General features: G+C 74.1%; 10 protein-coding genes. 6 read left to right on the plus strand and 4 right to left on the minus strand.

What is annotated here, in order from left to right; genetic code table 11:
- Positions 1–56 precede the first annotated feature (56 nt).
- Both JN535_RS16725 and JN535_RS16730 read left to right on the plus strand, forming a co-directional pair.
- Positions 57–1,007 carry an LLM class flavin-dependent oxidoreductase gene (locus JN535_RS16725; RefSeq protein WP_205206794.1) on the plus strand — a complete coding sequence of 317 codons (951 nt, stop codon included), beginning with the start codon at positions 57–59 and terminating at the stop codon, positions 1,005–1,007.
- Positions 1,004–3,331: an LLM class flavin-dependent oxidoreductase gene (locus JN535_RS16730; protein ID WP_205206796.1), complete on the plus strand. Its 2,328-nt coding sequence runs from the start codon at positions 1,004–1,006 to the stop codon at positions 3,329–3,331. Before JN535_RS16725 ends, JN535_RS16730 begins: the two co-directional genes overlap by 4 nt.
- A 64-nt stretch (positions 3,332–3,395) precedes the next feature.
- Here the strand turns inward: JN535_RS16730 and JN535_RS16735 are convergent, their stop codons facing one another.
- The gene (locus JN535_RS16735) at positions 3,396–4,583 is read right to left on the minus strand and encodes a benzoate/H(+) symporter BenE family transporter (protein ID WP_205206799.1); all 1,188 of its coding nucleotides are present in this window, start codon (positions 4,581–4,583) and stop codon (positions 3,396–3,398) included.
- Between the two features lie 90 nt (positions 4,584–4,673).
- Here JN535_RS16735 and JN535_RS16740 point away from each other — a divergent pair, with 90 nt between their 5' ends.
- The gene (locus JN535_RS16740; RefSeq protein ID WP_205206800.1) at positions 4,674–5,306 is read left to right on the plus strand and encodes a helix-turn-helix domain-containing protein; all 633 of its coding nucleotides are present in this window, start codon (positions 4,674–4,676) and stop codon (positions 5,304–5,306) included.
- On the opposite strand, the gene JN535_RS16745 is transcribed toward JN535_RS16740, so the two are convergent.
- The 3 genes from JN535_RS16745 to JN535_RS16755 form a co-directional block, all read right to left on the minus strand.
- Positions 5,303–6,595: a PrsW family intramembrane metalloprotease gene (locus tag JN535_RS16745; protein WP_307868859.1), complete on the minus strand. Its 1,293-nt coding sequence runs from the start codon at positions 6,593–6,595 to the stop codon at positions 5,303–5,305. The genes JN535_RS16740 and JN535_RS16745 overlap by 4 nt on opposite strands.
- Before the next feature lie 160 nt (positions 6,596–6,755).
- Entirely contained in the window at positions 6,756–7,175 is a 420-nt protein-coding gene (locus JN535_RS16750) for a transferase (RefSeq protein ID WP_205206801.1), read from the minus strand.
- Between the two features lie 255 nt (positions 7,176–7,430).
- Positions 7,431–8,432: a LacI family DNA-binding transcriptional regulator gene (locus JN535_RS16755; RefSeq protein ID WP_205206803.1), complete on the minus strand. Its 1,002-nt coding sequence runs from the start codon at positions 8,430–8,432 to the stop codon at positions 7,431–7,433.
- A 268-nt stretch (positions 8,433–8,700) separates the two neighbouring features.
- Here JN535_RS16755 and JN535_RS16760 point away from each other — a divergent pair, with 268 nt between their 5' ends.
- From JN535_RS16760 to JN535_RS16770, 3 genes are read left to right on the plus strand one after another with little or no spacing between them, the layout of a single operon-like run.
- Positions 8,701–9,987 (plus strand): ABC transporter substrate-binding protein, encoded by a 1,287-nt coding sequence (locus tag JN535_RS16760; RefSeq protein ID WP_205206811.1) that lies wholly within the window; start codon positions 8,701–8,703, stop codon positions 9,985–9,987.
- Between the two features lie 8 nt (positions 9,988–9,995).
- Positions 9,996–11,015: a carbohydrate ABC transporter permease gene (locus JN535_RS16765; protein WP_205206812.1), complete on the plus strand. Its 1,020-nt coding sequence runs from the start codon at positions 9,996–9,998 to the stop codon at positions 11,013–11,015.
- Positions 11,015–11,908, plus strand: coding sequence for a carbohydrate ABC transporter permease (locus JN535_RS16770; protein ID WP_205206813.1), 894 nt, complete (start codon positions 11,015–11,017; stop codon positions 11,906–11,908). The genes JN535_RS16765 and JN535_RS16770 overlap by 1 nt, the downstream gene beginning before the upstream one ends.
- Positions 11,909–11,914: the final 6 nt, after the last annotated feature.

Genomic DNA, 11,914 nt, shown 5'->3' on the forward strand with positions numbered 1-11,914 from the left:
TCTATCTGTTACAGATATGTTCTGCACGACAACGCATTCTGAGATCGCGAGGAGCCATGCCCGACTACGGCCACGACCTGCGCTTCGGGTCCTTCGTCACGCCCACCGCGGCGGCACCGCACCAGGTGGTCGCGCTCGCGCAGCTCTCCGAGGAGGTCGGCCTCGACCTCGTGACGTTCCAGGACCACCCGTACCAGGCGGCGTTCCTCGACACGTGGACGCTGATGTCCTGGGTCGCCGCGCGCACCGAGCGCATCCGGATCGCGGGCAACGTGCTCAACCTGCCGCTGCGCCCGCCGGCCGTGCTCGCTCGCGCCGTGGCGAGCCTCGACCGGCTCTCGGGCGGCCGCGTCGAGCTGGGCCTGGGCGCGGGCGGGTTCTGGGACCCGATCGTCGCGATGGGCGGGGAGCGCCTGACGCCGGGGGAGTCGGTCGACGCGCTCTCCGAGGGCATCGACATCATCCGCGGGCTGTGGGACACGTCCACGCGGGACCGCCTCGTCGCAGGCGGGACGCACCACCGCGTCGACGGCCCCAAGCGCGGCCCGGCCCCCGCGCACGACGTCGAGATCTGGGTCGGCGCGCTCAAGCCCCGCATGCTGCGCCTCGTCGGGGCGAAGGCCGACGGCTGGCTCCCCTCGCTCCCGTACCTGCAGAGCTTCGAGGCGCTGGCGAGGGGCAACGCGACGATCGACGACGCCGCCGAGGCCGCCGGCCGCGACCCGCGCGCCGTGCGTCGTCTCCTCAACGTCGGGGGCCGGTTCACCGCCGACGGCGGCGCCGGCTTCCTCCAGGGCTCGCCGCGGCAGTGGGCCGAGCAGGTGGCGGAGGTGACGATCGAGCACGGCGTCTCCACCTGGATCGTCATGGGCGACGACCCGACGACGCTCGCCGTCGTCGGGCAGGAGGTCGCGCCCGCGGCGCGCGAGCTCGTCGCGGCCGCGCGCGGCACCGCGCCCGGCGGCCCGGCGTCGGGCGTCACGGCGGACGGCGGGGTCCGCGCATGACCGACTACGGCCACCCCCTCCGGTTCGGTACCTTCGTCACGCCCTCGGCGCAGGACCCGGAGACGACGGTCGGGCTCGCGCGTCTCGCCGAAGACCTCGGCTACGACCTCGTGACGTTCCAGGACCACCCGTACCAGCCGCGCTTCCTCGACACGTGGACCCTGCTGTCGTACGTCGCGTCCGCGACGGAGCGCATCCACGTCGCGCCCGACGTCGTCAACGTCCCGATGCGTCAGCCGGCCGTGCTCGCGCGCGCGGCGGCGAGCCTCGACCTGCTGTCCGACGGCCGCGTCGACCTCGCGCTGGGTGCGGGCGCCTTCTGGGACGCCATGGTCTCGATGGGCGTCGAGCGGCTCAGCCCGGGCGAGTCGGTCGACGCGCTCGCCGAGGCGATCGAGGTGGTCCGGGCGATCTGGGGCGAGGACGGCGACGGCGAGCTGTTCGTCCCCGGTCGCCACCACCGGCTCGACGGCGCGACGCCCGGCCCCGGCACCACGCGCCGCATCCCCGTGTGGCTGGGCGCGCTCGGCCCGCGCATGCTGCGCCTCGTCGGCGAGAAGGCTGACGGCTGGCTCCCGTCGCTGGGCCGCGTCGGCCGGGACGGGTTGCGTGCGGGCAACGCGCGCATCGACGAGGCCGCGACCGCCGTCGGGCGCGACCCGCGGGAGATCACGCGTCTGCTCAACGTGTCGGGCACCTTCGAGGGCGACGGCGGCAGGGGCGGCCTGGGTGGTGCGCCCGACCTCGCCGGACCGCCCGAGGCCTGGGTCGAGCGGCTCGTGCCGCTCGTCCTGGAGGACGGCGTCTCGACGCTGATCCTCGCGACCGACGACGAGCGCACGACCCGCCGGTTCGCGGAGGAGGTCGCGCCCGCGCTGCGTGACGCCGTCGTCGCCGCGCGCGCGGAGCGCGGCACCGACACGTCCCGCGTCGTGCCGCTCGCGGTCCGCGCCGCGCGCCGCGACGGCATCGCGTACGACGACGTCCCCGCCGCGCTCGCCGAGCGCGCGGTCGAGCCGGGCGACGCCGAGTACGCGGGCGTGCGCTCGAACTACCTGCGCGGCGGCTCGCCGGGCCTCGTGCTCCGCCCGCGCGACACCGCGGAGGTCGTCGAGGCGCTCGCGTTCGCGCGCGCCCAGCCGGTGACGCGCGAGGTGCCGCTGTCCGTCCGTTCGGGCGGCCACGGCATCAGCGGGCGCTCGACGAACGACGGCGGGATCGTCCTCGACGTGGGAGCGCTCGACGCCGTCGAGGTGCTCGACGACGCGGAGCGCCTCGTGCGCGTCGGGCCCGGCGCGCGCTGGGGCGAGGTCGCGGCGGCGCTCGCGCCGCGCGGGTGGGCGATCACGTCGGGCGACTACGGCGGCGTGGGCGTGGGCGGGCTCGCGACCGCGGGCGGCATCGGGTTCCTCGGTCGTGCCCACGGCCTGACGATCGACCACGTGCGCGCCGTCGAGATCGTCCTGGCCGACGGCTCGGTCGTGCGCGCGAGCGCGGAGGAGAACCCGGACCTGTTCTGGGCCGTGCGCGGCGCCGGGGCGCAGGTCGGGATCGTCACCTCGTTCGAGCTCGTCGCCGACGAGGTCGCTGCGGTCGGGTTCGCGCAGATGGTGCACGAAGCCTCGGACCTCGCGGGGTTCCTCGAGCGCTGGGGCGCGACGGTCGAGGCGTCGCCGCGGGACACGACGAGCTTCCTCATCGTGGGCCGCCCGCGGCCGGGACAGCCGGTCGTCGCGCAGTCCATGACGATGGTCGACTCCGACGACCCGGACACCGTCCTCGCCCGGCTGCAGCCGTTCGCGGCGATCTCCCCGCTGCTCGCGCAGGCGACGGCGCAGATCGTGCCGTACGACGCCGTCGTCTCCGCGCCCGCGCCGGGTCCGCACGGCGGCCAGGGCGAGCCGGTGTCGCGGTCCGGGCTCCTGGAGCACCTGACGCCCGAGGCGTCCGCCCGGCTGGCAGGCCTCGTCGCGAGCGGGGACACGTACTTCTTCCAGATCCGCTCCACGGGCGGCGCGGCGTCGGACGTCCCCGCGGACGCGACGGCGTACGCGTACCGGTCGGCGAACTTCTCGGTCGTGGCGATGGGGGCGAGCCGCTCGCGGCTCGACGCCCGGTGGGACGCACTCGCCGACGTGTTCGAGGGCATGTACCTGAGCTTCGACACCGACCGTCGCCCCGACCGCCTGGCCGACGCGTTCCCGCCCGCGACGCTCGAGCGGCTGCGCGAGATCAAGCGCCGCGTCGACCCGACGAACGTCTTCCGCGACAACCTCCCCGTCCTCGGTCCAAACCCGCTCGAGCCGGCGGCATCCACGAGGTAGAGCCCTGGTCACGCGAGGTAGAGCCCTGGTCATGACCACGCCTCTACCTCGCGTGACCGGGGCTCTACCTCGCGACTTCGGGTGCCCGACGGCGCACGGTGAGCACCGCGTGGACGGCGAGCCCGGCGAGGATCGCCCAGAACGCGGCGCCGATGCCCCCGACGACGGTGCCGCTCGCCGCGACGAGAAAGGTCACGACGGCGGCCTCGCGCCCGCGCGGCTCGGCGACGGCTCCCGCGACCGCGGCGCCCAGCGTGCCGACGAGCGCGAGGCCGGCGGCCGCCTCGACGAGGCCCGAGGGCGCGGCGGCGACGAGCGCGGCGAGGCCCGCGGAACCGACGGCGAGCACGACGTACGCCCACCCGGCGGTGTGCGCGGCGAGCCACCGGCGCCGGGGGTCGGGGTGCGCCTCGGGCCCCGCGGCGAGCGCGGCGGAGATCGCGGCGAGGTTGATCGTGTGCCCGCCTGCCGTCGCGCCGGCGAGGGTCGCGAGCCCGGTGACGGTCATCGCCTCGCGCCAGGGCACGCGGTACCCGAACGACGCCATGACGGCGACGCCCGGGACGTTCTGCGACGCCATCGTCACGACGTAGAGCGGGACGGCGAGCCCGACCACCGCCTGCCACGAGAGCGCGGGTGCCGTGAGGTCGACGCGCGGGACGGCGTCGGACCACGCGAGCGTGCCCCCGTGCACGGCCTCGTACCCGACGATCGCGAGCGTCACCGCGAGCGCGGCGGGCGCCGCCCAGCGCGGCGCGACCCGCAGCAGCACGAGCCACGTGAGGATCACCGGCGCGACGAGCAGCGGCGTCGTGACGACCGCTCGCACGGGCGCGAGGCACAGCGTGAGGAGCACGCCGGCGAGCATCGCCTGCGCGATCGGGGTCGGGATGGCGGCGACGAGGTCGCCGAGTCGTGGCCAGAGCGCGGTGAGCAGCACGAGCCCGCCGACGACGCAGAACGCGCCGACCGCGGCGGGCCACCCGCCCGCGACGGCGCCCGTGCTCACGAGCAGCGCGGCACCGGGCGTGGACCACGCGAGCGTGAGCGGGGTGCGGTGCCTCGTCGTCAGCCAGAGGATGCCGACGGCCTGCGTGACGCAGAGCGCCAGGAGACCGGACGCGGCCTGGTCGGGGGTCGCGCCGACGGCACGCAGCCCGGCGAGCACGACGGCGAACGAGCTCGTGAAGCCGACGAGGGCGGTGACGAGCCCGGCGAGGACGGGGCGCAGGCGGTCCGAGGCGGGGTCCATGCTGCTCCTGGCGGGCGGCGAAGGAAGAGCGTTCTGTTCGTGGAACGGTATCAGAGGCCGGGCGACACGGGCGCCGGTAGGCTGCGGCGCGTGAGCGACGGGGCAGGGCGCGCGGGACGACGGCCGGACGGCGAACCCGGGGGAGCGCCCGGGCGCCCGTCCGAACGGACCGGGGACGGGACGCTCGCGGCGGTCGCCGCGCAGCTCCGGGCGCTGCGTGGCGAGCGCGGGCTCTCGCTCTCGGCGCTCGCCGCCGCCGCGGGCATCGGCAAGGGCTCGCTCTCCGAGATCGAGCACGGCGCGCGCAACCCCACGCTCGCGACGCTCTACGCGCTGGCCGGGGCCCTCGGCGTCCCGCTCGCGACGCTGCTCGCCGAGCGGGCCGGTACGGAGGTCTCGTCCGAGGGCGTCACCGCACGCCTGCTCGACGCGCACCACCTGCCGGGCGGCACCGCCGTCGAGGTCTACCACCTGCACCTCGAGGCGCACGCGGACCGGACGTCGCCGCCCCACGGACCGGGCGTCGTCGAGCACCTGCTCATCACGCGCGGCCGCCTGCGGGCCGGGCGCCGCGGCGCGGAGGCGGTCGTCGAGGAGGGCGACGAGCTGCGCTGGGTGTCCGACGCCGACCACTCCTACCGGGCGCTCGACGGCGCCCCGGTCGACGCCGTGCTCGTGATCCGGACGCCGCCGCGGTCCGCGGGCGGGCCGTCGTCGGCCTAGTAGGCGCCCTGGCCGGGCACCCACGCGTCGGACGTGAATCCGGACGGCGCACCCGGCGACCACGGTGCGGGCGGCGGTTGCGGCGTCCGGACCAGGAAGGCCTGGCGCGCCGTGAGCATGAGGTGCAGCAGCGCGCGGCGCTGACCCTCGACGCGCCACGCCTCGACCGCGCCGCGCGCGACCCGGTCGTGGAGCAGCGCGAGCTCCGTCGCCGCCTGCTGGTAGTCGCGCATGGCGTGGGCGGCGCCGGCGCCGCCGGTGCGCCGGGCCCAGTCGCGCGCCTGGCGTCGGGTCGCGAGCGTCGAGAGCATCGTGAGGTCCGCGGGCGTGACCAGGCCCGTCGGGACGTACGGGACGAGCTGGCGCCGGATCGTCGCGACCGTGCGGCGCCGGTCCTTGACGAGCAGCACGACCAGCGTGATCAGGACCCCGAGCCCCGCGAGGTAGGCGACCCCGAGCGCGAGCGTCCCGAAGCCGGTCGAGGCGTTCCACAGCATGTGGAGCGCGATCGCCGCCGCGAGGCCGCCGATCGGCGCGAGCACGCGGCGCGGGCCGGGCGGGCTCGTGGCCGCGCTCGCGACGCCGAGGCCCGTGAGCGCCGTGCACAGCGGGTGCAGCAGGGGGGTGACGAGCGCGCGCAGCACGAACGTCGGGCCGAGCGTGCCGTCCTGCGCCGCCATGATGAAGTACGTGACGTTCTCGACCGCCGCGAACCCGAGCGCCACCATCGCGGCGTAGATGACGCCGTCGGTCCAGCCGTCGATCTCGTGCCGGCGGAACCAGAGCATCCCGAACAGCACCGCGCCCTTGAGGACCTCCTCGACGAACGGCGCCCCGAACGACGCGACGACGTACCAGCCGACCTCCTCGCCGAACAGCGGTGCGGTGAGCAGCTCCAGCCCGAGCGTGTTGAGGATCCCCGCGACGAGGGTCGCGATGCCCGCACCCCACAGGAACGCCACGACGAGCGCGCTCGGCGGCTCCGGCTCGAGCCGGTCGAGCGCGAGCACGACCGGCAGCCAGATGCCGAGCGGCACGAGCGCGAGCAGGAGGCCGACCGTGAACGTCCCGACCCCGGACAGCGCCGCCAGCACGAGGCCCACGAGCAGGCACAGGCTCGCGACCGCGATCGTCACGATGATGCCGACGCGCGCCCGGCCCGGGGGGCGACCCTCCAGGACCGCGCGCGGGTCGAGCGGCACCGCGGCACCCGCAGGACCCTGCGGGTGGGGGTGCACCGGCTGCGGGTGCGGCGGAGGGGCGGCGGGCCCGTGCGGCGGGAAGGTCACGGTCGGTAAGGCTACGCACCCGGGCGCAGCGGGGAAAAGGCGTCCACCGCCGGCGGCGCCGACCCGGCGTCATGGGGACCGCGGCCGCCGAACCCGGGGATGTCGCCGGGCTCGGCGCGAGACGTGCCGACAACTCCGGGTTCGGCGGGCGGTGGGCGTGCTAGGCGGCGACGTCGTAGCCGGACCGGACGCCGCCCCGACGGCGCACGGTGGCGTCGTCGGGCACGATCTCGTCCGACGGGACGACGGCGCCGGGCTCCACGAGCACGCGCCGGCCGACGCGCGCGCCGCTGCCGACCCGGGCACGGTCGCCGACCCGGGTCTCGGGGGAGAGGCGCACGTTGTCGCCGATGCGGACGTCACGGCCGAGGACGACGTCGCGGTCGATCCAGCTCCCCTCGCCGAGCCGGCACCCGTGCCCGACGACGGCTCCCTTCTCGACGTACGTGCCCGACCCGACGGGGACGGACTCGGGGACGCGGGCGTGCGGCGACACGAGGCCGCCGCCGGTGTGGCGCTCGTAGTGCAGGATCTCGCCGTAGTCGTTCTCGACCTGGACGCGGCGTGCGAGGCGGGCCATGCGACCTCCTCAAGGTCTGTCGGCAGTGGTACTGCTGACATAACGTCGGGGAGGTGCCCAGGATTCCAGCCCCGCCGGCGCCGCGTTCGAACCGCGGTCGCGCGAGGCAGAGCCCTGGTCGCGCGAGGCAGAACCGCGGTTGCGCCGGGTAGAACCCTGGTCGCGCGACCACGGTTCTACCTCGGCGGACCAGGGGATTGCCTCGCGGGCCACGGTGTTCTTCCCCGGCGGCCGGGCGGCCCGGAGGTCGGAGCGTCAGAGGGGGCGCGTGGTGCCGCGGACGACGAGGGTCGTGGGGAGGCGGACGTGGGGTTCGCGGGTGTTGCCCTCGACGAGGTCGACGATCAGGCGCAGGGCCTCGGCGCCCATGCGGTGGATCGGCTGGTCGACGGTCGTGAGGGGCGGGGTCGTCAGCGCGGACTCGGGGATGTTGTCGAACCCGACGACGGAGACGTCGTCGGGCACGCGCAGGCCGAGCTCCGCGGCGACCTCCATGGTGCGGATGGCCGACAGGTCGTTCGCGGCGAAGATCGCGGTGGGGCGGTCGGGGAGCGAGAGCAGCTCGTGCGCGGGGGAGTCGGCGAGGTCGGGGCGGTAGCCGCCGACGCGGACGAGGTCGGGGTCGAACGGGACGCCGGCGTCGGCGAGCGCCTCGCGGTAGCCCTGCTCGCGCAGGCGCGCCGACTCGAGGTCGGGTCGCCCGGCGAGGAACCCGATGCGGCGGTGGCCGAGGGAGAGCAGGTGCTCGGTCGCGGCGCGCGCGCCGGCGAGGTTGTCGGAGTCGACGGTCGGCGGGCCCGAGGGGCCGCGGTGCGGGTCGACGGCGACGACGGGGATCGAGTTCCCTGGCGCGACGACGGTCGGCGTGACGAGGATGGCGCCGTCGATGAGGGTGCCGCCGAGGCGCGAGAGGTAGCGCTGCTCCCAGCCGACGCGGTCGTCGCGGCGCAGCCCGCCGGAGTAGGCGAGCAGCTCGTAGCCGGTGCCGTCGACGGCCTCGGAGATGCCCTTGAGCAGCTCGGTCGAGAAGGGCTCGAACTCGGCGACGAGGATGCCGATGACGTTGGTGCGGCGGCTGCGGAGGCTGCGCGCGACGATCGACGACTCGTACCCGAGCTGGTCGATGACCTCCTGGACGTGGCGGGAGGTCTCGAGGGCGACGCCGTAGCGGCCGTTGATCACCTTGGAGACCGTCGCGACCGAGACGCCGGCGGTGCGCGCGACGTCGCCGATCGTGACTCTTCCCGTGGAGCGCATGGGGAGACAGTAGCCCGTGCCGCGGCGCGTCGGCGGCGCCCCGCCGCGCGCCCCGTCCGGGGTGCGGCTGCGCCGACGGAGCATGCACGCACCCTCGCGCGCGCCCGCGCCGGCCGTCCGTGCCACATCGTGTGTAAAACGTTATCGATAACGATTGACACGACGCCCCTCCGTTTGCCAGAGTCGCGGTGGCGGCCCCGACGCGGAGGCGGCCCGGCGCGCTCGAGGCAGCGTGCGCCCTGTGCGACTCGACGAAGAGGACGGAACGATGAAGTCTCGGAAGCTCCTGGCGGCGACCGCCGTCGCGATGGCGGGCACGCTCGTGCTCTCGGCCTGCGGAGGCGGAGGCGACTCCGGCTCGGACGACGGCTCGGTCTCGATGACCTTCTGGCACAACTCCACGACCGGTCCCGGCATGGAGTACTGGAAGGCGACGGCCGAGGCGTTCGAGGACGAGAACCCCGGCGTGACGATCACGATCCAGTCGATCCAGAACGAGGACATGGACGGCAAGCTCCAGACCGCCCTGAACTCGGGCGACGCCCCCGACATCTTCATGGCGCGCGGCGGCGGCAAGCTCGCGGACGTCGTCGAGGCGGGTCAGGTCAAGGACCTGACCGACCTCATCGACCCGGCGGTCGAGGAGGCGGTCGGCGGGTCGCTGAGCGCGCTCTCGGTGGACGGCAAGGTCTACGGCATGCCGGTGTCGATCCTGCCCGGCGGCATGTTCTACAGCACCGACCTGTTCGACCAGGCCGGCATCACCGAGACCCCGGCGACGATCTCCGACCTCGAGGCGGCGACCGAGAAGCTCAAGGCCGCGGGCATCGCGCCCATCGCGCTCGGTGCCAAGGACGCGTGGCCCGCCGCGCACTGGTACTACTTCTTCGCGCTCCGGTACTGCTCCCAGGACGCGATGAACGAGGCTGCCGAGACGCGGACGTTCGACGACCCGTGCTGGCTCGACGCCGGCAACGCGCTCGAGGACTTCGCGGCGACGGAGCCGTTCAACGAGGGCTTCCTCACCACGTCCGCGCAGCAGGGGGCCGGCTCGTCGGCCGGCCTGCTGGCGAACCACCAGGCGTCGATGGAGCTCATGGGCGCGTGGGACCCGGGCGTCATCGCGTCCCTCACGCCGGACGAGCAGCCGCTGCCGGACCTGCAGTGGTTCCCGTTCCCCGAGGTCGAGGGCGGTGACGGCGAGCCCGGCGCGATGATGGGCGGCGTCGACGGCTACTCGTGCTACGTGGACGCCCCGGACGCGTGCGCCGACTTCCTCAACTTCGCCATGTCGAAGGAGTCGCAGGAGGCCTACGCCACCGCGTTCCAGACGCTGCCCGCGAGCAAGGAGGCGCAGGGCGCGGTCGTCGACCCGGCCCTCGTCTCGATCCTCGAGGCGTACAACGAGGCGCCGTACGTCTCCGTCTGGCTCGACACGCTCTACGGCCAGAACATCGGGAACGCGCTGAACACGGCCGTCGTCAACATGCTCGCCGGCCAGGGCACGCCCGAGGACATCGTCACCGCTGTCAACGACGCGGCCGCCAAGGAGTAGTCCCTTCCATGAACGTGTCCCAGGGCGAGATCTCGCCGAGCACGACGACGCCCGAGGACAGGGCCGGGGGCGGCGTGACGTCGCCCCCGGCCGCCCCGGTCGCCGCGCGGCGCCCCCCGCGCGGCGGCCGTTGGGTCCAGCGAGCGGAGATCGCGGTGCTCGCCGGGCCGGCGCTCGTCGTCTTCCTGACCTTCGTCATCGTCCCCGTGGTGATGGCGGCCTACTACGGGTTCTTCAAGTGGAAGGGCTTCGGGCCGCCGACGGACTTCGTCGGCCTCGAGAACTACCTCATCATCTTCCGCGACCCCGAGTTCCTCGCGGCGCTGCGGCACAACGCGTTCATCGTCGTGATGTCGCTCGTGCTCCAGGGCCCGGTCGCCGTGGTCGTGGCGCTCATGCTCAACCGGCGCATCCGCGGCCGCTCGCTGATCCGGGTGCTCGTGTTCGTGCCCTACGTGGTGTCCGAGGTGATCGTCGGGACGGGCTTCAGCCTCATGCTCGCGACGACGGGTGCCGTGAACGACCTGCTCCACAAGATCGGTCTCGGCTTCCTCGCGGTCGACTGGCTCGCCGACCCCGACGTCGCGATCTGGACCCTGCTGCTCATCATCACGTGGAAGTACATCGGCTTCGCCGTGATCCTCTTCCTCGCGGGTCTCCAGGGCATCCCCGACGAGCTGGGCGAGGCGGCCGCGATCGACGGCGCGTCGTACTGGAAGACGCAGCGCTACGTGACGCTCCCGCTGCTCGGCCCGACGGTCCGCATCTGGGCGTTCCTGTCGATCATCGGCTCGCTCCAGCTCTTCGACCTCGTCTACATCATCTGGGGCCAGTACGTGGCCTCGACGGCGGGGACCTCGACCATGGCGACCTACATGGTGGCGAACGGCCGCAACGCGGGGAACTACGGGTACGGCAGCGCGGTCGCCGTGGTGCTGTTCCTCATCTCGCTCGCGGTGGCGCTCGTCTACCAGCGGTACGTCCTGCGCCGCGACACCGAGGGCGCGATCACGGAAGGGAAGAAGTGATGGCCACCGTCACCGCCGCACCCGCGCCCGAGCGTGCCGCCGGCGTCCGGACGCCGAAGGAGCCGCGCGGCTCCGGCATCGGCCGGGGCGGCCCGCTGACCTACGTGGTCGCGTGGCTGCTCGTGGGCGTGTGCCTCGCCCCGATCGCGTACATCGTGGTCGGCGGGTTCCGGACGAACGCGCAGATCACCGCGGACCCGTCGGGCCTGCCCGACCCGTGGCAGATCGGGAACTACGTCAGCGTCCTGACGAGCTCGCTGTTCTGGCAGCAGCTCGGGAACTCGCTCGTGGCCGGGCTCCTCACGACCCTCGGTGTCGTCGTCCTCGGCCTCATGGCGAGCTACGTCATCGCGCGCTACTCGTTCGCCGGGCGCGGGGCGCTGTACGCGCTGTTCGCCGCGGGCCTCATGTTCCCCATGACCGTCGCGATCACCCCGCTGTACATCATGATCCGCTCGCTCGGGCTGATGAACTCCGTGGGCGGCCTGGTGCTGCCACAGATCGCGTTCGCCCTCCCGACGACGGTCATCATCCTCGTCCCGTTCCTGCGCGCCATCCCGCGCGAGATCGAGGAGGCGGCGTCGATCGACGGGGCGAGCCGGCTCGGCTTCTTCTTCCGCATGGTCGTGCCGCTGTCCCTGCCGGGCGTCATCACCGTGGGGATCCTCGCGTTCGTCGCGAGCTGGAACAGCTACATGCTCCCGCTCTTCATCCTCAACGACGAGACGTCGTACACGCTCCCGCTGGGCGTGCAGGCGTTCGCGTCGCAGTACTCCGTGGACACCGCCCGCGTGCTCGCCTTCACGTCCCTGTCGATGATCCCCGCGCTCGTCTTCTTCTCGCTGTTCGAGCGGCGCATCGTCGGCGGCCTGACCGGAGCCGTGAAGGGCTGACCGCCC

This window comes from Cellulosimicrobium cellulans, assembly GCF_016921195.1.
Classification (GTDB): domain Bacteria; phylum Actinomycetota; class Actinomycetes; order Actinomycetales; family Cellulomonadaceae; genus Cellulosimicrobium; species Cellulosimicrobium cellulans_F.

Coding starts and splice junctions, on each gene's coding strand:
- JN535_RS16765 (WP_205206812.1), top strand. CDS start 9,996: ATGAACGTGTCCCAGGGCGAGATCTCGCCGAGCACGACGACGCCCGAG.
- JN535_RS16770 (WP_205206813.1), top strand. CDS start 11,015: ATGGCCACCGTCACCGCCGCACCCGCGCCCGAGCGTGCCGCCGGCGTC.
- JN535_RS16760 (WP_205206811.1), top strand. CDS start 8,701: ATGAAGTCTCGGAAGCTCCTGGCGGCGACCGCCGTCGCGATGGCGGGC.
- JN535_RS16730 (WP_205206796.1), top strand. CDS start 1,004: ATGACCGACTACGGCCACCCCCTCCGGTTCGGTACCTTCGTCACGCCC.
- JN535_RS16725 (WP_205206794.1), top strand. CDS start 57: ATGCCCGACTACGGCCACGACCTGCGCTTCGGGTCCTTCGTCACGCCC.
- JN535_RS16755 (WP_205206803.1), bottom strand. CDS start 8,432: ATGCGCTCCACGGGAAGAGTCACGATCGGCGACGTCGCGCGCACCGCC.
- JN535_RS16750 (WP_205206801.1), bottom strand. CDS start 7,175: ATGGCCCGCCTCGCACGCCGCGTCCAGGTCGAGAACGACTACGGCGAG.
- JN535_RS16735 (WP_205206799.1), bottom strand. CDS start 4,583: ATGGACCCCGCCTCGGACCGCCTGCGCCCCGTCCTCGCCGGGCTCGTC.